We start from the raw sequence: 18923 nt of genomic DNA, 5'->3' as shown, positions 1-18923 counted from the left end.
CCAAGCCTGCACAGCCACCTCCGTCCATGGTGGAAGACTCCGCAGAGCCTTCCCGGCGCGCCCTTCCAGGGCGCGGCCGCCCGCGGTTAGCCGCCCTTCTCCAATCGCGCGATCATCGGCGCACGTGCGGCCATGATCAGCGCCTTGGCGCGCTCTTCGTCCATGCCTTCGATATCAATCACGTCGTCGATGGCCTGGTCGGCCAGATCGTCCACCGTCACCACGCCACGCGCAGCGAGTTCATAGGCGGTCGACTCGTCCATACCCGGCAGAGCGAGCAGCTCTTCCGACGGCTGGTGTTCGTCGATGCCCTCTTCCACCGCCAGCGCCTCGGTCAGCAAGGCGTCGCGGGCGCGGGCACGCAGCTCTTCGACGATGTCTTCGTCGAAGCCTTCCACGGCCAGCAGCTCGGCGCTCGGTACGTAAGCGATTTCCTCGACACTGGAGAAACCTTCCTGCACGAGGATATTGGCGATTTCCTGGTCCACTTCCAGCTTGTCCATGAACAGCTGGCGGGCGGATTCCTGCTCGGCTTCGCTCTTGGCGGTGACCTGATCCTGCGTCATCACATTGAGCTGCCAGCCGGTGAGCTTGCTGGCGAGGCGCACGTTCTGGCCGCCGCGGCCGATGGCCTGAGACAGCTTCTCCTCACCCACGGCGATATCCATGGAGTGCTTCTCTTCGTCCATGATGATGGACTGCACTTCCGCCGGCGCCATCGCATTGATGACGTACTGGGCCTGGTTCTCGTGCCACAGAATGATGTCCACGCGCTCGCCGTTGAGCTCGTTCGACACAGCCTGCACGCGCGAACCGCGCATGCCGATGCAGGCGCCGATGGGATCGGTGCGGCTGTCATGGGCCACCACGGCGATCTTGGCGCGATCGCCCGGATCGCGGGCGCAGCCCTTGATCTCGACCAGGCCCTGGCCGACTTCCGGCACTTCGAGCTTGAACAGCTCGATCATGAATTCCGGTGCGGCGCGCGACACAAACAGCTGCGGGCCACGCACTTCGGAGCGCACCTCGTACAGATAGCCACGCACGCGGTCGCCGACGCGGGCCGACTCGCGCGGGATGGTCTTGTCGCGCGGGATGAAGGCTTCGGCGTTGCTGCCCAAGTCCAGATACAGATTGCCGCGCTCGACGCGCTTGACGATACCGGTGATCAGCTCGCCCACACGCTCCTGGAACGCGTCGACCACCTGCTGGCGCTCGGCCTCGCGAACGCGCTGCACAATCACTTGCTTGGCGGCCTGCGCGGCGATGCGACCGAACTCTGCGTTCTCGATTTGCTGTTCGATGTACTCGCCGATCTGCGCGTCTTCGCGCTCGTCAACGGCGTCCATATGGCGCAGCTGATGGAACGGCGACTCCATCTCGCCGTCGTCGGCGATGATTTCCCAACGACGGAAGGTTTCGTATTCGCCGCTATGGCGATCGATGGACACGCGGATATCCGGATCTTCGTCCGGGTAGCGCTTTTTCGCGGCCGAAGCCAACGCGGCCTCCATGGCCTGGAAAATCACTTCGCGCGGCACGCCTTTTTCGTTGGCAACCGCATCGACCACCAGCAACAATTCTTTGCTCATTGCAGCAACTCCGTAGACGCTATCTGGCGCCCGATCGCTCTTGAATGGATTACTTCGAGGCCTTCTTGGCCGGACCCTTGCCCGGCTTGGGCTGCGGCACATAACCGAGCGCCACCCAATCCGGTACGACACGCGCGCTTTCCACTGCCCCGTGCTCAAACTCAAATGTCTTGCCTTCGGCTTCCAGCGTCACCCGCTCGCCTTCCACCGCTACCACTTTGCCGCGCATGCGGCGTCGACCATCGATCGGCGCCTTCAGCAGCACTTTCACTTCCTGGCCACTGACCTTGGCGAACTGCGCTGCCGTGAAAAGCGGACGATCGATCCCTGGCGAGGACACCTCCAGCAAATAGTGTCCGGGGATCGGATCCTCCACGTCGAGCATGGCCGACAGCTCGCGGCTGGCCGACTCGCAGTCGTCGAGATTGACCTCGCGGCCCTCTCCCTCCTGGTGGAGCACGTCCAGATAAACTCGAAGGGTACTCTGCCCCTGCGATGGGGAGAACTCCACGCCGATGCATTCCAGGCCCAGATCGGCCAGTACCTCGGTGAAGCGTTGTGCTAGTGCCTGCGTATCCATAAGTCCGTCTACCGTCGCCAGAAACAAAAAATGGGCTCAAGCGGCCCATTCCCTGCTCTTTTTCAAGAGCGTTCTCGCCGATGTCCCGACCCTTCCAGACTCTTTCCGGGCACCGCGCACGTATCAGTATCAACCGACCTGTGACGACCGTGCGACGCATCCTTGCGCCCAACAAAAAAGCCTCACGAGGAGGCTTTCTTGTTCTAAGAAAGATCTGGTAGCGGGGGCAGGATTCGAACCTGCGACCTTCGGGTTATGAGCCCGACGAGCTGCCAGACTGCTCCACCCCGCATCAGAGTTTGAAGAGTTTAACGAGATGGCCGAATTCTTGCAAGCGATCTCGTGAATTTCTTTCAATGCTTTATCAACTTTCTTTCAGAACCATGGATCGATAGACGACGGCGAACCGAATCGCCGCCCGTCATCAACCCGGAAACACGCTCTTACACCACCCCAGCAGCGGCCCCCAGCTGAGGCCGAGCACCAGCAGGGAGATCGCGTTCAAGGAGAGCACCACGCGCACCGACGGATCGGCCTGCATCTTCAGTTCGCTGCCCTCGACCGGCTTGTCGAAGTACATCACCTTTACGACGCGCAGGTAGTAGTACAGGCCGATGATGGCGAACACCGCACCGACGATGGCCAGCCACATCATGCCAGCGTGAATGGCCGCCTGCAGTACCAGCAGCTTGGCGAAGAAACCAAACATCGGCGGCACACCAGCCAGCGAGAACATCACCAGCATCATCAGAAAGGCCATCCAGGGCGAGCGCTGGTTGAGGCCCTTCAAATCGTCGATCTCCTCGCACTCGAAGCCCGCACGGGCCAGCGCCAGAATCACGCCGAAAGCAGCGGTACTCATCAGCGCGTAGCTGATCGCATAGAACAGCGCCGAGGCGTAGCCTTCCGGACCGGCATTGACCAGGCCCAGCAACAGATAACCCATGTGGGAGATGGTCGAATAGGCCAGCAGGCGCTTCAGGTTGGTCTGGACGATGGCGACCAGGTTGCCGATCGCCAGCGACAGCACCGCAAGCACGGCCAACATCTGCTGCCAATGGTGCGAAAGATCACCCAGGCCCGACTCCAGCAGGCGGTAGGCCATGCCGAAAGCGGCAAGCTTCGGCGCGGAGCCGATGAAGATGGTCACCGCCGTCGGCGAGCCCTGGTACACGTCCGGTATCCACATATGGAACGGCGCGGCACCGAGCTTGAAGCCGATGCCTACGATCATGAAGATCAGGCCGAACAGCAATAGCTTCGGCGCACCGGTGTGGGCGGCTGCGGTGTGCAGGTTGGCCAGATCCAGCGTGGCGGTAGCGCCGTAGACCATCGACATACCGTACAGCAGCATGCCCGAGGCCAGCGCACCCAGCACGAAGTACTTGATCGCCGCCTCGGAGGACAACTGCGAGTCGCGGTTCAACGCTACCAGCGCGTACGAAGACAGCGTCAGCAGCTCTAGGCCAAGGTATACGGTAACCAGGCTTCCGGCCGACACCAGCAGCATGACGCCGATCACCGCGAAGATCATCAGCGTGTAGAACTCGCCAACGAACAGCTTGCGATCGATCAGATACGGCTTGGCATAGACAAACACCAGCGCCGTGCTGAGCAAGGCGAAGGCCTTGAGAATCTCCGACACGCCGTCGCGCACGAACATGCCGCCGAAAGCGACCACCGGCTGGGCCGGCTGCCCCGCCACCACCAGATAGATGGCCATCAGCAGCGCGCCCACCGAAAGCCAGTGCAGCCAATGGCGCTGCTCGGGCTTCATGAAAGCGTCCAGCAGCAACAGAAGGCACGCCGCCACCACCAGATAGAGCTCCGGCAGCATGATCAGAATGTCATTGATATTCGGCATGGTCATTCTCAGATCTTGTGGTTGCCAAGCTGCTGCACTAGCTGCGTCACGGAGCTATCCATCAAATGGATCAACGGCTGCGGCCACACGCCGAGCACCAGCACCGCGGCGGCAAAGGCGCCCAGCACGAAGACTTCGCGGCCGTTGATGTCCTTCATCTCGGCCACGTGCGGATTGGCGATGTCACCCCACATCACGCGCTTGACCATCCACAGCGTGTAGGCCGCGCCAATGATCAGGGTGAAGGCGGCGAACAGCGCGATCCACGGATTGGCCTGGAAGCTGGCCAGCACCACCTGGAACTCGCCCACGAAACCGCTGGTGCCCGGCAGACCGCTGTTGGCCATGGCAAAAAATACGTAGAAGAAGCCGAACCAGGGCATCACATTGATGACGCCGCCGTAGTCCTTGATCTGGCGCGAATGCAGGCGGTCATACAACACGCCGATGCACGAGAACATCGCGCCCGACACGAAGCCGTGCGAGATCATCTGCACCATCGCACCTTGCATGCCGAGCTTGGCGGCATCCATGTTGCCGGCGCCACGCACCAGCATGAAGGCGATGAAGATACCCAGCGTGACGAAGCCCATATGCGCCACGGACGAGTACGCCACCAGCTTCTTCATGTCCTCCTGCACCAGCGCGACGTAGCCGATGTAGAGCACCGCGATCAAGCTGAGGCCGATCACCACCCAGGCATAGGCTTCGGACGCATCCGGCACGATTGGCAGCGAGAATCGCAGGAAGCCGTAACCACCGATCTTCAGCATCACGGCGGCAAGCACCACCGAACCACCCGTTGGCGCCTCCACGTGGGCATCCGGCAACCAAGTATGCACCGGCACCATCGGCACCTTCACTGCGAAAGCGGCGAGGAAGGCGAAGAACAGCCAGCTCTGCTCCTTCATGCTCAGCGGTAGCGCGGCCAGCGCCTGCAGGTCGAACGTGCCCGCCTTCAGATACAGGTAGATCAGGCCCACCAGCATGAAGATGGAGCCAAGGAAGGTGTAGATGAAGAACTTGATCGTCGCGTACACGCGGCGCGGACCACCCCAGATACCGATGAGGATGAACATCGGGATCAGCATGGCCTCGAAGAACACATAGAACAGCAAGGCATCGGTGGCGCAGAACACGCCGATCATCAGGCCTTCGAGCACCAGCATCGCGGCCATGTACTGGTGCGGATTGTTCTGGATGACTTCCCACGCGCCGACGATCACCAGGATGCCGACGAAGGTCGTCAGCAGGATCAGGGCGATCGAAATGCCGTCCACAGCCAGGCTGTAGTGAACGCCGAGCGAGGCGATCCACATGTGGCTTTCGGTCAGCTGCTTGGCGCTGTCCGCCGCGTTGTACTGCGACAGCAGGTAGAGACTGAACACGAAGGTGAGCACGGCGACCAGCAGTGCGGTCCAACGTGCAACGTTGGGACGTCCGGAGCCGGCGAGCAGCACCGGGATGGCACCGACGATGGGTAGCCAGATCAGCAGGCTGAGCAAGTGATTGAACATGGATCTGGGTTCCCTTATTGCCCGACCAGCCAGTACCCGCCAAGAAGCAGGATCAGGCCAAGAATCATCGCGAAGGCGTAGTGATAGAGGTAGCCGGACTGCAGGCGACGGACGCCGCTGGCAATTCGCTGAACCAGCGAGGCCGAGCCGTCCACCAGCACGCCATCGATCACCGCCGCGTCGCCACCCTTCCACAGCGCATGGCCGAGCTTGATGCCGCCGCGCGCAAAGATCACGAAGTAGATCGAGTCGATCCAGTACTTGTGATGGAGCACGGCGTGGATCGGTTTGAGCGCGTTCTTGATCCGGTCGGCCATAGCCGGGTTGAACAGGTAGATGTAGGTGGTGATCACGAAGGCCGTGAGAACCAACAGGAACGGCAGCTGGGTGAAGCCATGCAACGCCATCGCCACGGCACCATGGAATTCATGGCTCAATTCACCCAACACATCATTGGCTTCATGCACCTGGATGGAGCCACCGAACCAACCGCCGAACAGCATCGGCTTGACTGCCAGGAAACCGATCACCAGCGAGGGGATCGCCAGCAGCACCAGCGGAAGCGTGACCACCCACGGCGATTCCTTGGGAGCCTCGTGCATGATGCCTTGTTCATGGTGGCCATGGTCGTCCATGTGTTCGACGTGGTGGCCATGACCGTGGTTCTCGACCACAGTGAAGCGTTCCTTGCCATGGAAGGTCAGGTACATCTGGCGGAAGGTGTACAGCGCCGTCACAAAGGCACCGGCCATCACGCAGAAATAGGCGTAGTTGGCGCCCCAGCGATGTGACTCGCCCACCGCCTCGATGATCGCGTCCTTCGAATAGAAGCCCGCGAAGAACGGCACGCCGCACAAGGCCAGCGAACCGACCCACATGGTGATCCAGGTGATAGGCATGTACTTGCGCAGGCCGCCCATGTAGCGCATATCCTGCTCATGATGCATGGCAATGATCACCGAGCCCGCACCGAGGAACAGCAGCGCCTTGAAGAAGGCGTGGGTCATCAGGTGGAACACGGCGCCGGCATAGGCCGACACACCTAGCGCCACCGTCATGTAACCGAGCTGCGACAGCGTGGAATACGCGACCACGCGCTTGATGTCGTTCTGCACGATGCCGATCAGGCCGGTGAACAACGCACCGGTGGCGCCGATCACCATCACGAAGCTGAGCGCGGATTCTGACAACTCGAAGATCGGCGACATGCGGGCGACCATGAAGATGCCCGCGGTCACCATGGTGGCCGCGTGGATCAGCGCCGAGATCGGAGTCGGGCCTTCCATCGAGTCGGGCAGCCACACGTGCAGCGGCACCTGAGCCGACTTACCCATCGCACCGATGAACAACAGAATGCCAATCACGGTGGCAGCGTCCCAGGCGTGGTTCTGGGTGATCTGCAGGGTCTTGCCGACCAGGCTCGGGGCGTTGGCGAACGCCGTGGCGTAGTCCAGCGTGCCGAGGAAATACAGCACCGCGGCAATGCCCAGCAAGAAGCCGAAGTCACCCACGCGGTTGACCAGGAAGGCCTTGAGGTTGGCGTAGATCGCAGTCGGGCGCTTGAACCAGAAACCAATCAACAGGTACGACACCAGGCCCACCGCCTCCCAGCCGAAGAACAGCTGCATGAAGTTGTTGCTCATCACGAGCATCAACATCGAGAAGGTGAACAGCGAGATATAGCTGAAGAAGCGCTGGTAGCCGTCGTCTTCGTACATGTAGCCGATGGTGTAGATGTGTACCAACAACGACACGAAGGTCACCACCACCATCATCATGGCGGCGAGCTTGTCGATCAGGAAACCGACGCTGGCGGTGTACTTGCCGATCTCGAACCAGGTGTAGATGTTCTGGTTGTAGACCGACGCGGCACCCGTGCACAGCAGGTACAGCACGTAGATCGACAAGCCGCAGGAGATCGCCACGCCGAGAATGGTCACGGTATGCGAACCGGCGCGGCCGATGACCTTGCCCAGGAACCCGGCCAGCACGCAGCCGACAAGCGGCGCCAGCGCGATGGTCAGCAGAATGGATGTGGAGAGTTCCATCGGCTCAACCCTTCATGCTGTCGATTTGGGCGATGTTGATCGTGCTGCGATTGCGGAACAGCAGCACCAGGATCGCCAGGCCGATGGCGGTTTCTGCCGCGGCCACAGTGAGAATGAAGAACACGAACACCTGCCCTGCCACGTCGCCGAGGAAACGTGAGAAGGCCACGAAGTTGATGTTCACGGCCAGCAGCATCAGCTCGATCGACATCAGCAGCACGATGACGTTCTTGCGGTTGATAAACAGGCTGGCCACCGCGATGCAGAACAGCACCGCGCCGAGCACGATGAAGTGCGAAAGCGTGATCATGGCGTGGGCTCCTGGTTCTTGTCTTGCGCGGGTCGTTCGGCCGCCATCTTCACGATGCGGATGCGATCGCTCGGTTTGACCGCAACCTGCTGCGCGGCACTCTGGTGACGCACGCCACCGCGATGACGCAAGGTCAGCGCCACAGCAGCCACCACACCGACGGTGAGGATCAGTGCGGCGATTTCGAACGGCAGCAGGAACTGCGTATACAGCGCATGACCCAGCCATTCGGTATTGGACACACCCGCCACCGTGGCCGGGTTCGCGCCCATCACCGCCATATGCATGGCGCGCACACCGATCAGGGCCAGCATCTCGCCCAGCATCACCAGCGCGATGATGATGCCCACCGGCAAGTAGCGGATGAATCCTTCGCGGAGATGCTCTTGCTTGATGTCGAGCATCATCACCACGAACAGGAACAGCACCATCACTGCACCCACGTAGACCACGATCAGGGCGATGGCGAGGAACTCCGCTTCGGCCAGCAGCCAGATACAGGCCGTGCTGAAGAAAGTGAGCACCAGCGACAGCACGGCATGCACCGTATTGCGCAGCGTGATGACGCCGAGCGCAGCGCCCACGGTGACCGCGGCGAAGGCGTAGAAACAGACGAGTTGGAACATAGACGAATCGATCATGATGTCCCTGCCTCAGCGATACGCGGCGTCTTGGGCACGAGCCGTGGCGATCTCATGCTCGAAGCGGTCGCCGATGGCGAGCAGCTGCTGCTTGGTCACCACGTTCTCGCCACGCTTTTCAAAGTGGTATTCGTGCACATGCGTCTCGACGATCGAGTCGACCGGGCAGCTCTCTTCGCAGAATCCGCAGAAGATGCACTTGAACAAGTCGATGTCGTAACGCGTGGTGCGGCGCTGACCGTCGCTCTCGCGCGGCGCGGAGTCGATGGTGATCGCCAACGCCGGGCACACCGCCTCGCACAGTTTGCAGGCGATGCAGCGTTCCTCGCCGTTCGCATAGCGGCGCAACGCATGCAGGCCGCGGAAGCGGTTCGACTTGGGGATGTGCTCCATCGGGTAGCGCATCGTGTACTTGGGCTTGAACATGTAACGCATGGTCAGGCCCATGCCCTTGAACAGTTCAATCAGCAGCAGGCTTTTGAAATAGTGGGTGATGCGGGACATGGTTTTCTTCAGCCTCCCGTGCCGACAGTGACCCAGCCGTAGTACTTCATGCAGCCGGCGACGAGGACCCAGACGATGGTGATGGGGATGAACACCTTCCAGCCCAGCCGCATGATCTGGTCATAGCGGTAGCGCGGAAAACTGGCGCGGAACCACAGGAACATGAAGGCGAAGATGAAGGCTTTAATGAATAGCCAGATGAAGCCGCCTGTCCAGATCCAATTGACCCATGGCGACACGTCTGCGGTGATCACGCCCTGCAACGGACTCATCCAACCGCCCAAGAAAAGCACGGAGGCCAGGAAGCTGATCAGGATCATGTTGGCGTATTCGGCGAGGAAGAAGATCGCGAACGCCGAACCGGAATACTCCACATGGAAGCCGGCCACGATTTCCGACTCGCCTTCCGCCACGTCGAACGGCGCGCGGTTGGTCTCGGCCACACCGGAAATGAAGTAGATGACGAAGACGGGCAACAACGGCCACATGAACCAGTCGAAGATACCCTTGTGACCGGTCTGCGCATGCACGATATCGGTGAGGTTGAGGCTACCCGCCAGCACCAGCACGCAAACCAGGCACAGGCCCATCGCCAATTCGTACGAAATGACCTGCGCGGTCGCGCGCATCGCACCAAGCAGTGCGTAGCGCGAATTCGAGGCCCAGCCAGCGAGGATGATGCCGTAGACGCCGAGCGAGGTCATCGCCAGCAGGTACAGCACGCCGGCATTGGCGTTCGACAGCACCATCTTCTCGCTGAACGGGATCACCGCCCATGCGGCCATCGCCGGAATCAGCGCCAGCAGTGGCGCCAAGTAGTACAGCACTCTGTTCGCGTTGGTCGGAAGGATCACTTCCTTGAGCAGCAGCTTGACCACGTCCGCGAAGGCCTGCAGCAGACCGAAGGGGCCGACCTTGTTCGGTCCCATGCGCACGTGCATCCAGCCGATGACCTTGCGCTCCCAATACACGAACATCGCCACGGCGATGATCAGCGGCAGCACGATGGCCACGATATAGAGAACCGGCAGGAGGACCTGAGTCCAGATCTGTTCGCCCATGTGCTTACGCCTTGCTCAGGGTGATGGCCGCGCCATAAGGCGGCAGCGTGGCGGTGAGATCGTGCGCAGCCTCGATCCAGACGGAACCATCCGGCACCGATGCATCGACAACCAGCGGTAGCGAGACATGGCCGACACGCACCGAGGCACCTTCGGCCAGACCTTGGCGCTGGGCCTCGGCGGCATTCAGGCGCACGGCCGGCGCGCGGTTCAGCGGATGCGCATTCAGCGCGGATGCGCGGCGCAGTACGGCGTCGGTGCGATAGATCGGCCAGGTGGCCAGGCGGCTGAGACCCGGCACAGCGCCGCGCTCGGCCAGATCGGTACGCGGCGCGACGGCGCGATCAACGATGCCATCGCGCAGACCGCCAAGGTCGTCGAAGTCGAAGCCGGCCAGCTTCAGCGCACCACCCAAGGCACGCAGCACCTTCCAGCCCGGACGGGCTTCGCCCGGTGCCTTGGCGCCGGCAACGACGCTCTGCGCCAGACCGTCCACGTTGACCAGGGTCGCTTCGATTTCCGGCAGCAATGCGATCGGCAGGATCACATGGGCTACTTCGCGCAGCGCGGGGCTGGCATAGGCGGTGAAGGCAACCACGCTTTCAGCGGCGTGCAGCGCCTTGATGGCGGCAGCGCCGTCGGCGACATCGTGCGGAAGCTCCACGCCGTAAAGCAGATAGCCCTTGCGTGGCTGCGCCAGCATGGCCTGCGCATCGAGGCCACCATGGCTCGGCAGCACACCAACGCGGGCCAGGCCGAGCGCATTCGCGCCGACGGGCAGTTCGTTGTAACCGGCGCCCGTCGCATCGGCGATGAAACGAGCGATGGCGCGCAGCCAGGAGGCCTGCGGATGCGTCACCGCGGCTTCGCCGACGATGACGGCCGCCTTGCCGCTCTTTAGTGCAGCGATGGCATCGTGGTCGCCGGCATCCGTCGGTGCTGCACTGATGGCAGCAGCCAGCGCAGCGGGCGCTGTGGCACCCGCTTCAACAGCAGCCTTGGCGAGCGCGAGTAGCGCATCGACCATCGCCTGCGGCGCCACGATCTCTTCGCCAGCCAGCGCGTAGTTGAAGTCGAAGCGTGCCGGATTCACGGCGTAGACCTTGGCGCCCTTCTTCACGGCCTGATGCACGCGATGATTCAAGAGCGGCAGCTCATGGCGCAGATCGGAACCGACCAGCAGCGCCGCCTTCACCTTGTCCAGCTCGGCCACCGGCAGGCCAAAAGCCTGAGCGGTCGCGTTGTCGGCGAAGTCGAGTTGGCGAACGCGGTGATCGATGTGCGCACTGCCCAAGCCACGGGCCAGACGCACCAGCAGATCGCCTTCCTCGTTCGACGTGGCGGGATGTACCAGCACACCCAGCTCACTGCCCGGCGCCTTGGTCAAGGCTTCGCCGGCCACGGCGAGCGCGTCCTCCCAGGTGGTGGTTTGCCAATGACCGTTGCGCTTCACCTGCGGCGCGCTGACGCGATCGGCAGCGTACAGGCCCTGGTGGCTGTAGCGATCGCGGTCGGACAACCAGCACTCGTTGATCGATTCGTTGTCGCGCGGCACCGTGCGCAGCACCTCGCCACGGCGGGTGTGCAACCACAGGTTGGAACCGAGAGCATCGTGGTAACCGATGGACGGCTTGGCGACCAGCTCCCAGGCGCGCGCCTGGAACTGGAACGGCTTGTTGGTCAGCGCACCTACCGGGCAGACGTCGATGATGTTGCCCGACAATTCCGTCTCGATGGTCTTGCCGATGTAGGTACCGATCTGCAGGTTGTCGCCGCGGCTCATGCCGCCCAGTTCGTAGGTGCCGGCGATCTCGCTGGTGAAGCGCACGCAACGCGTGCACTGGATGCAGCGGGTCATCTCGGTGGCGACCAGCGGGCCGAGGTTCTCGTCGGTGATGGTGCGCTTGCGTTCGGTGTAGCGCGACACGCTGCGGCCGTAGCCGAGGGCCACGTCCTGCAGCTCGCACTCGCCGCCCTGATCGCAGATCGGGCAGTCGAGCGGATGGTTGATCAGCAGGAACTCCATCACATCGCGCTGGTACTTCAGCGCGGTGCCCGTACGGGTCTGCACCTTCATGCCCTCGGCCACCGGAGTGGCGCACGCCGGTTGCGGCTTGGGCATGGGCTTGCCGCCCATTTCCACTTCCACCAGGCACATGCGGCAGTTGGCGGCGATGGGTAGCTTGCGGTGATAGCAGAAGCGCGGAATGGTCACGCCAATGGCGTCCGCCGCTTCGATGATCATCGCGCCCTTGCGAATCTGCGTGGGCTTGCCGTCGATCTCAATATTCAGCAGATCGGGGGCGGTGTTGGCAACGGGCTGCGCACTCATGCGGCGGCTCCAAGCTTGTCGTCGACAATGGAGCGGCCATTGACGATGTAGTACTCGAATTCATCCCAGAACTGGCGCAGGAAACCCTGCACCGGCCAGGCAGCGGCTTCACCGAACGCGCAGATGGTGTGGCCTTCGATCTGGCCGGCAATCGCCTTCAGGCGATGCAGGTCGTCCATCGTGCCCTGCCCGTCCACGATGCGATCCAGCACGCGGTGCATCCAGCCGGTGCCTTCGCGGCACGGCGTGCACTGGCCGCAAGACTCTTTATGGAAGAACTGCGAGATGCGGCGGGTGAAGCGCACCGTGCAGACGGTGTCGTCCAGCACCACGATGGCGCCCGAGCCGAGACCGGTCTTGAGGTCGCGCAGGGTGTCGTAGTCCATCGGCAGCCCCTTGAGCTGCTCGGCGCGCAGCACCGGCATGGACACACCACCGGGAACCGCACCCTTCAGGGTGCGGCCCGGACGCAGACCGCCGGCCATTTCCAACAGCTCGTCGAAGGTGGTGCCCAGCGGCACTTCGAAGTTGCCACCCTTCTGCACGCAGCCGGAGACCGAGAAGATCTTCGGGCCGCCGTTCTTGGTCTTGCTCTGCGCGAGGAACCAGTCCGCACCCTTGCGCAGGATAGCCGGCACCGAGGCGTAGGTTTCGGTGTTGTTGATCGTCGACGGCTTGCCGTACAGACCGAAGTTGGCCGGGAACGGCGGCTTGAAGCGTGGCTGGCCCTTTTTGCCTTCCAGCGACTCCATCAGCGCGGTTTCTTCGCCGCAGATATAGGCGCCAGCGCCGAGCGCGCCATAGATGTCGATGTCGAGGCCGGTGCCCTGGATGTTCTTACCCAGCAGACCGGCCGCGTAGGCTTCCTTCAGCGCCTCTTCGAAATGTTCGTAGGGCTCGTGATGGAACTCGCCACGCAGGTAGTTGTAAGCCGCAGTGGAACCGGTGCAATAGCAGGCGATAGCCATGCCCTCGATCACCGAGTGCGGGTTGAAGCGCAGGATGTCGCGGTCCTTGCAGGTGCCCGGCTCCGACTCGTCGGAGTTGCAGAGGATGTATTTCTGCATGGTGCCCTTGGGCATGAAGGACCACTTCAAGCCGGTGGGGAAGCCGGCGCCGCCACGGCCGCGTAGATTGCTCTTCTTGATCTCTTCGATCAGCGCGTTCGGGTCGGGCTTCTCGGCGAGGATCTTCTTCCACGCTTCATAGCCACCCATCTGCGTATAGCTGTCCATCGCCCACGGCTTGTCAAAATGCAGCGTGGTGTAGACGACTTGGTGTTCTTTAGGTGCGGGTCCGAATGCCATTGCCCAGCCTCACTTCAGACCGTCGAGAATCTCATCGATCTTTTCGATCGACAGACGCTCGTGGTAATGCCCATTGACCGTCATCGCCGGCGCGCAGGCGCAGGCGGCGATGCATTCTTCTTCGCGCTTCAGATAGACGCGGCCATCCGGCGTACTTTCGCCGAGCTTGATGCCGAGCTTCTTCTCGCAATGCGTCACCAGTTCCTCGGCGCCGTTGAGCCAGCACGAGATATTGGTGCAGATCGCCACGTTGTTGCGGCCGACCGGCTTGGTCTCCAGCATCGAATAGAAGCTGGCGACCTCGTAGGCCCACACGGCCGGCAGGTCGAGATACTTCGCGACGGCGGTGATCAGCTCGTCGGTGAGGAAGCCCTGATTCTGCTCCTGCGCGGCGAACAACGCCTGGATCAGCGCCGAACGCTTGCGATCCGGCGGAAACTTCGCCACCCACTCATCGATGTGATGGCGGGTGTGCTCGGTGAGTACGGCAAGCGGGTCGACGTTCTTGACCTGCTCGTAATTTCCGGTGGCTTTCATGAGTTCTTATCCTCCGGGCTCAGCGATCGACTTCGCCGAACACGAGGTCATAGGTGCCGATCATCGCCACCACGTCGGCCAGCATGTGGCCGCTCACGATGGGATCGATCGACGACAGATGGGCAAAGCCCGGCGCGCGCAGATGCACGCGGAACGGCTTGTTGGCACCGTCGGAGACGAGGTAGCAGCCGAACTCGCCCTTGGGTGCTTCGACCGCGCAGTAGGTCTCGCCCGCCGGCACGCCGTAGCCTTCGGTGAACAGTTTGAAGTGATGGATGAGCGCTTCCATGTCCTCCTTCATGGCCTCGCGCTTGGGCGGCGCGACCTTGAAGTTTTCCACCATCACCGGACCTGGATGGGCACGCAGCCACTTCACACACTGCTGGATGATGCGGTTGGACTGGCGCATCTCTTCGACGCGCACCAGGTAACGGTCGTAGCAGTCGCCATTGACGCCGACCGGGATGTCGAAATCCACATCGGCGTACTTGGCGTACGGCTGCTTCTTACGCAGATCCCAAGCCACGCCCGAGCCACGAATCATTGCACCGGTCATGCCCCACTGCTGGGCCAGCTCCGGCGAGATCACGCCGATGCCGACGGTGCGCTGCTTCCAGATGCGGTTGTTGGTGAGCAGTTCCTCGTACTCGTCCACCTTCGACGGAAAGTCGGCGGTGAAGGCATCGAGGTAGTCGAGCATGGAACCCTCGCGCCAGCTATTGAGGCGCTTGAGGTCCTTGCCCTTGTGCCACGGCGACTCGCGGTACTGGGACATCTTGCCCGGCAGGTCGCGGTAGACACCGCCCGGACGGTAGTAGGTCGCGTGCATGCGCGCGCCCGACACCGCCTCGTAGACGTCCATCAGCTCTTCGCGTTCGCGGAAGGCGTAGAGGAACACCGCCATTGCGCCAAGATCGAGCGCGTTCGAGCCGATCCACATCAAGTGATTCAGGATGCGGGTGATTTCGTCGAACATGGTGCGGATGTACTGCGCACGCTCCGGCGCCTCGATACCCATCAGGGTTTCGATGGCGCGCACGTAGGCGTGCTCGTTGCACATCATCGACACGTAATCGAGGCGATCCATGTAACCGATGGACTGGTTGAACGGCTTGGACTCGGCCAGCTTCTCGGTGCCGCGATGGAGCAGCCCGACGTGCGGATCGACACGAACGATGGTCTCGCCGTCCATCTCCATCACCAGGCGCAGCACACCGTGCGCGGCCGGATGCTGTGGGCCGAAGTTCATCGTGTAGTTGCGGATTTCCTGCATGCTCAATTCTCCCGCCAGTTGTCGGCGGCTTCGGCCTTGGCCTGCACCAGGTCGGCGTCGTCACGGATCACGCGCGGCACCAGCACGCGCGGCTCGATCGACACGGGTTCGTAGACCACGCGCTTCTGCTCGGGGTCGTAACGCACTTCGACGTTGCCGATCAGCGGGAAGTCCTTGCGGAACGGGTGCCCGACGAAACCGTAGTCGGTCAGGATGCGGCGCAGGTCCGGGTGGCCTTCGAAAAGGATGCCGAACAGGTCGAACGCCTCGCGCTCGAACCAGTTGGAGCCCGCCCAGATACCGGTCACCGACGGCACCACCGGCAGTGAGTCGTCTTCGCAGAAGATGCGCAAGCGCAGGCGATGGTTGTTCTCGATCGACAGCAGATGAATAACGGCTGCGAAGCGGCGCGGCTGATGGACGTTACGTGGGCGATCGGCCCAATTGAAGCGCCCCATCGCCTCGCCTTCCACACCGCGCGAGAAGCCGGTACTGGAGACGGTTTCGGTATCCCATTCGGTCTGGCCATAACCGAGGTAATCGATGCCACAGAGATCGATCAGCTCGCCGAAACGGAAAGCCGATTCGTCGCGCAGCGCCGTCGCTACCGCGATCAAATCGGTCGCAGCCACCTCGGCGGTGACTTCGTTCCGGATGGTGGTGATTTTCAGCGTATCGCCGAATCGCGCGATCAGGCGCTCGGCCAGCGAGTTCATTTGCGTATCGCTCATGGCTGCGCCTCAGGAACGCGCGATGGTGCTGGTGCGGCGGATTTTCTTCTGCAACTGCAGGATGCCGTGGATCAGCGCTTCGGCCGTGGGCGGACAGCCCGGCACGTAGATGTCCACCGGCACGATGCGGTCGCAGCCGCGCACCACGGAATAGGAGTAGTGGTAATAGCCACCACCGTTGGCACAGCTGCCCATGGAAATCACCCATTTGGGGTCGGGCATCTGGTCGTAGACCTTACGCAGCGCCGGGGCCATTTTGTTGACCAGGGTGCCGGCCACGATCATCACGTCGGACTGGCGCGGGCTCGGACGGAAGATCACGCCGTAGCGGTCCAGGTCCAGGCGCGCGGCGCCGGCGTGCATCATCTCGACCGCGCAGCATGCCAGACCGAAGGTCATCGGCCACATCGAGCCGGTGCGCGCCCAGTTCATCAGCGCATCGACGCTGGTGGTGGCAAAGCCGCGCTGGATAACGGGGTTGTCGCCGGACGGACGCAGGATGTCGTCCACCAGATTCAACGGCTGCGGGTTATGCATCACCCGATCAATGGAGGAGATCACTCCCATTCCAGCGCTCCCTTCTTCCACACGTAAGCAAAGCCGACCACCAAGAGCAGCAGGAACAGCGCCATCTCGATCAACGCGATGATGCCGATCTTGTCGAACACCACCGCCCACGGGAACAGGAAGGCGATTTCAAGATCGAAGATGATGAAGAGGATCGCCAGCAGGTAGTAGCGCACGTCGAAACGCATGCGCGCGTCCTCGAAGGCCTCGAAGCCGCACTCGTAGGGCGCAAGCTTTTCAGAGTCGGGACGGCGCGGACCGGCGAGCAGGCCGATGGCCAGCAGAACCAGACCTAGACCGGTCGCAACGCCGATAAACAGCAGGATGGGCCAGTATTCGGCAAGCACGATGTAACGTACCTCCGCGCCATCGAGGCGCATCAGTGACCGTCGGGGGAAACGGTCCGGCAACTGGGATCGGAGGCCCGCAAAGGCCATGGGCTATCCAGCCACGATCGCACGCGATTGAAGCCACGAGCGTCCGACTTTCCACGATCAAATTCGGGAATCAGGACATTGTATCAGTGCGCTTAACAACAACAAGCCTTGAGCGCTATTTCGCTGCGGTTTGGTACCGATGTTGCAATCGCCTTACGCCTTGTCTCGCAAGGCATGGTAAGCCGATGTCAACGCGGCCTGGCGTTACATGGTGTGAGTCGGGCGTTCCGAGCCGCTCATGCCGACCAGGATGTTCTCGATGCGGGCTCTTGCGACCTCGCCATCGGAGGAATCATTGAACTGCACCCCGATTCCGGCCGTGCGGTTGCCCTGAGCGCCCACCGGGGTCACCCAGACCACCTTGCCGGCGACCGACAGGCGCTCGCCCTCGTCGGCCAGATTCACCAGCAATACCACTTCGTCGCCGAGCGAGTAGCTCTGAGCGGTGGGGGCAAACAGGCCACCGTGCTTGAGAAACGGCATGTACGCGTTATAGAGCGCGGCCGTGTCCTTGATCTTCAAAGAAATGATGCCCTGACGGGCTGCAACGACCGGACTCATGCCTACTCCCCCGCAGACCGTGGGACGGAAACGGTCCGATGTGCCGCATCGTAGCGAGCCGCGGCGCCGGGCGTAAAGCAAAAAGCGCCATGTCTGGGAGCTGCTTCACAGGCACCCGCGATGCTTAGAGCCTGTTCAAAGCTCGCACCAACCCCAGCGATCGAAGATCCAGGGCGACGGCAGATCCATATGCAGCTTCACGAACCGCGGCCCGACGTGCTCTGTCGATGGAAGGCACAGCCTGAACCGACCGGCTTCGTCCCGCTCGAGCGGCGCGTCCTGCCAGGACCAGCTACACACACCATGGCTATCCACCAAAGTCAGCTTCAGCCATGGCCGCAGGACCGGGGCGGGCTGCCAAGGCAGGCTACACCCCTGCTCCACGCCGCTCAGCTGCCGATAGTGTTCCGCCCGATCAGCGAGCCTGTGCATACGCTTGCCGCTGAGAGCCATCTGGCTGCGGTGCTCGCGCAAGGCGGACAGCTTGTTCGTGTGGACATGCTCGGAGGATGGAATGGCAAGCAGCCCTCCATGCTCCTCCGCGTATCCATGGACGAGATAGCTGAGCAGCTGCGGCGCGCCACCCGGCCACTGCGCCACCGCCAGCCGCGTCAGCACGTGCGCCGCGCTGTGATCAGGATGGCGGTCGGCCAAGGCCGGAAACGCAATGACCGTGGGGCGACATGCTTCCAGCCGGGCAAGCCATAGCCGCAATAAGCCCGACAGATCGTCGCGCAGGCGGGCTGTCACCCCCATGTCCGGCAGGCCCAAGGCATGCAGCACTTCCGGCGGCAGGCCGAGCTGACGAAGCGCCTGCCCTACTTCGCCACGGCGGCGGCGGCCCCAGCGTTCGCGCTCGGCCGGTCCGATGTACGGGCGCCGCTCCAGCCAGCGCTGCGGCCAGGGGTTGTTGTCGCCATCGGTGAGCAGCAGGATGTCCACCGTGCCGCCAGCCAGATGAACATGCTGGATCAGCTCGCCCGTGGCGATGGACTCGTCATCCGGATGGGGCGCGATGACCAGCAGACGAGTCTGCGCGTCCAGCTTCATCGGCATGCCAT

General features: G+C 62.4%; 18 protein-coding genes and 1 tRNA gene. All 19 read right to left on the bottom strand.

Going from position 1 to position 18923, the window contains the following annotated elements:
- Positions 1–86 precede the first annotated feature (86 nt).
- Positions 87–1592 carry a transcription termination factor NusA gene (gene nusA / locus OUZ45_RS01730; RefSeq protein ID WP_266168160.1) on the bottom strand — a complete coding sequence of 502 codons (1506 nt, stop codon included), beginning with the start codon at positions 1590–1592 and terminating at the stop codon, positions 87–89.
- Between the two features lie 49 nt (positions 1593–1641).
- The gene (locus OUZ45_RS01725; RefSeq protein ID WP_266168159.1) at positions 1642–2172 is read right to left on the bottom strand and encodes a ribosome maturation factor RimP; all 531 of its coding nucleotides are present in this window, start codon (positions 2170–2172) and stop codon (positions 1642–1644) included.
- A 215-nt stretch (positions 2173–2387) separates the two neighbouring features.
- Positions 2388–2464: transfer RNA gene (locus OUZ45_RS01720), tRNA-Met, on the bottom strand.
- Positions 2465–2596: 132 nt separating this feature from the next.
- The gene (gene nuoN / locus OUZ45_RS01715) at positions 2597–4042 is read right to left on the bottom strand and encodes an NADH-quinone oxidoreductase subunit NuoN (protein WP_425601655.1); all 1446 of its coding nucleotides are present in this window, start codon (positions 4040–4042) and stop codon (positions 2597–2599) included.
- A 2-nt stretch (positions 4043–4044) separates the two neighbouring features.
- Positions 4045–5553, bottom strand: coding sequence for an NADH-quinone oxidoreductase subunit M (locus OUZ45_RS01710; RefSeq protein WP_266168158.1), 1509 nt, complete (start codon positions 5551–5553; stop codon positions 4045–4047).
- 14 nt (positions 5554–5567) lie between these two features.
- Positions 5568–7601, bottom strand: coding sequence for an NADH-quinone oxidoreductase subunit L (gene nuoL / locus OUZ45_RS01705; protein ID WP_266168156.1), 2034 nt, complete (start codon positions 7599–7601; stop codon positions 5568–5570).
- A 4-nt stretch (positions 7602–7605) separates the two neighbouring features.
- Positions 7606–7911 carry an NADH-quinone oxidoreductase subunit NuoK gene (nuoK, locus tag OUZ45_RS01700; RefSeq protein WP_131150015.1) on the bottom strand — a complete coding sequence of 102 codons (306 nt, stop codon included), beginning with the start codon at positions 7909–7911 and terminating at the stop codon, positions 7606–7608.
- A complete protein-coding gene (locus OUZ45_RS01695) occupies positions 7908–8552 on the bottom strand; it encodes an NADH-quinone oxidoreductase subunit J (RefSeq protein ID WP_266168155.1) in 645 nt (214 codons plus the stop codon). The genes nuoK and OUZ45_RS01695 overlap by 4 nt, the downstream gene beginning before the upstream one ends.
- A gap of 12 nt (positions 8553–8564) precedes the next feature.
- Positions 8565–9056 carry an NADH-quinone oxidoreductase subunit NuoI gene (gene nuoI / locus OUZ45_RS01690; protein WP_266168154.1) on the bottom strand — a complete coding sequence of 164 codons (492 nt, stop codon included), beginning with the start codon at positions 9054–9056 and terminating at the stop codon, positions 8565–8567.
- An 8-nt stretch (positions 9057–9064) separates the two neighbouring features.
- Positions 9065–10117 (bottom strand): NADH-quinone oxidoreductase subunit NuoH, encoded by a 1053-nt coding sequence (gene nuoH, locus OUZ45_RS01685; protein WP_266168153.1) that lies wholly within the window; start codon positions 10115–10117, stop codon positions 9065–9067.
- Between the two features lie 4 nt (positions 10118–10121).
- Positions 10122–12449 (bottom strand): NADH-quinone oxidoreductase subunit NuoG, encoded by a 2328-nt coding sequence (gene nuoG, locus OUZ45_RS01680; protein WP_266168152.1) that lies wholly within the window; start codon positions 12447–12449, stop codon positions 10122–10124.
- On the bottom strand, positions 12446–13756 hold the full coding sequence (gene nuoF, locus OUZ45_RS01675) for an NADH-quinone oxidoreductase subunit NuoF (RefSeq protein ID WP_266168151.1): 1311 nt from the start codon (positions 13754–13756) through the stop codon (positions 12446–12448). Before nuoF ends, nuoG begins: the two co-directional genes overlap by 4 nt.
- 9 nt (positions 13757–13765) lie before the next feature.
- On the bottom strand, positions 13766–14293 hold the full coding sequence (nuoE, locus tag OUZ45_RS01670; RefSeq protein WP_266168150.1) for an NADH-quinone oxidoreductase subunit NuoE: 528 nt from the start codon (positions 14291–14293) through the stop codon (positions 13766–13768).
- 19 nt (positions 14294–14312) lie between these two features.
- Entirely contained in the window at positions 14313–15566 is a 1254-nt protein-coding gene (locus OUZ45_RS01665) for an NADH-quinone oxidoreductase subunit D (protein WP_266168149.1), read from the bottom strand.
- Between the two features lie 2 nt (positions 15567–15568).
- Positions 15569–16297, bottom strand: a complete 729-nt coding sequence (locus OUZ45_RS01660) for an NADH-quinone oxidoreductase subunit C (RefSeq protein WP_266168148.1) — start codon at positions 16295–16297, stop codon at positions 15569–15571.
- Between the two features lie 9 nt (positions 16298–16306).
- Entirely contained in the window at positions 16307–16864 is a 558-nt protein-coding gene (locus OUZ45_RS01655) for a NuoB/complex I 20 kDa subunit family protein (RefSeq protein ID WP_266168147.1), read from the bottom strand.
- Positions 16855–17211 (bottom strand): NADH-quinone oxidoreductase subunit A, encoded by a 357-nt coding sequence (locus OUZ45_RS01650; RefSeq protein ID WP_266168341.1) that lies wholly within the window; start codon positions 17209–17211, stop codon positions 16855–16857. The genes OUZ45_RS01655 and OUZ45_RS01650 overlap by 10 nt, the downstream gene beginning before the upstream one ends.
- Positions 17212–17505: 294 nt before the next feature.
- Positions 17506–17862, bottom strand: a complete 357-nt coding sequence (locus OUZ45_RS01645) for a PilZ domain-containing protein (protein ID WP_266168145.1) — start codon at positions 17860–17862, stop codon at positions 17506–17508.
- 135 nt (positions 17863–17997) lie between these two features.
- Entirely contained in the window at positions 17998–18918 is a 921-nt protein-coding gene (locus tag OUZ45_RS01640) for a PIG-L deacetylase family protein (RefSeq protein ID WP_266168144.1), read from the bottom strand.
- Positions 18919–18923 lie beyond the last annotated feature (5 nt).

The sequence above is a fragment of the Dyella subtropica genome (assembly GCF_026283965.1).
GTDB classification, from domain to species: domain Bacteria; phylum Pseudomonadota; class Gammaproteobacteria; order Xanthomonadales; family Rhodanobacteraceae; genus Dyella_D; species Dyella_D subtropica.
This window is presented reverse-complemented; position numbering and strand designations above follow the sequence as displayed.

Coding starts and splice junctions, on each gene's coding strand:
- nusA (WP_266168160.1), bottom strand. CDS start 1,592: ATGAGCAAAGAATTGTTGCTGGTGGTCGATGCGGTTGCCAACGAAAAA.
- OUZ45_RS01725 (WP_266168159.1), bottom strand. CDS start 2,172: ATGGATACGCAGGCACTAGCACAACGCTTCACCGAGGTACTGGCCGAT.
- nuoN (WP_425601655.1), bottom strand. CDS start 4,042: ATGACCATGCCGAATATCAATGACATTCTGATCATGCTGCCGGAGCTC.
- OUZ45_RS01710 (WP_266168158.1), bottom strand. CDS start 5,553: ATGTTCAATCACTTGCTCAGCCTGCTGATCTGGCTACCCATCGTCGGT.
- nuoL (WP_266168156.1), bottom strand. CDS start 7,601: ATGGAACTCTCCACATCCATTCTGCTGACCATCGCGCTGGCGCCGCTT.
- nuoK (WP_131150015.1), bottom strand. CDS start 7,911: ATGATCACGCTTTCGCACTTCATCGTGCTCGGCGCGGTGCTGTTCTGC.
- OUZ45_RS01695 (WP_266168155.1), bottom strand. CDS start 8,552: ATGATCGATTCGTCTATGTTCCAACTCGTCTGTTTCTACGCCTTCGCC.
- nuoI (WP_266168154.1), bottom strand. CDS start 9,056: ATGTCCCGCATCACCCACTATTTCAAAAGCCTGCTGCTGATTGAACTG.
- nuoH (WP_266168153.1), bottom strand. CDS start 10,117: ATGGGCGAACAGATCTGGACTCAGGTCCTCCTGCCGGTTCTCTATATC.
- nuoG (WP_266168152.1), bottom strand. CDS start 12,449: ATGAGTGCGCAGCCCGTTGCCAACACCGCCCCCGATCTGCTGAATATT.
- nuoF (WP_266168151.1), bottom strand. CDS start 13,756: ATGGCATTCGGACCCGCACCTAAAGAACACCAAGTCGTCTACACCACG.
- nuoE (WP_266168150.1), bottom strand. CDS start 14,293: ATGAAAGCCACCGGAAATTACGAGCAGGTCAAGAACGTCGACCCGCTT.
- OUZ45_RS01665 (WP_266168149.1), bottom strand. CDS start 15,566: ATGCAGGAAATCCGCAACTACACGATGAACTTCGGCCCACAGCATCCG.
- OUZ45_RS01660 (WP_266168148.1), bottom strand. CDS start 16,297: ATGAGCGATACGCAAATGAACTCGCTGGCCGAGCGCCTGATCGCGCGA.
- OUZ45_RS01655 (WP_266168147.1), bottom strand. CDS start 16,864: ATGGGAGTGATCTCCTCCATTGATCGGGTGATGCATAACCCGCAGCCG.
- OUZ45_RS01645 (WP_266168145.1), bottom strand. CDS start 17,862: ATGAGTCCGGTCGTTGCAGCCCGTCAGGGCATCATTTCTTTGAAGATC.
- OUZ45_RS01640 (WP_266168144.1), bottom strand. CDS start 18,918: ATGCCGATGAAGCTGGACGCGCAGACTCGTCTGCTGGTCATCGCGCCC.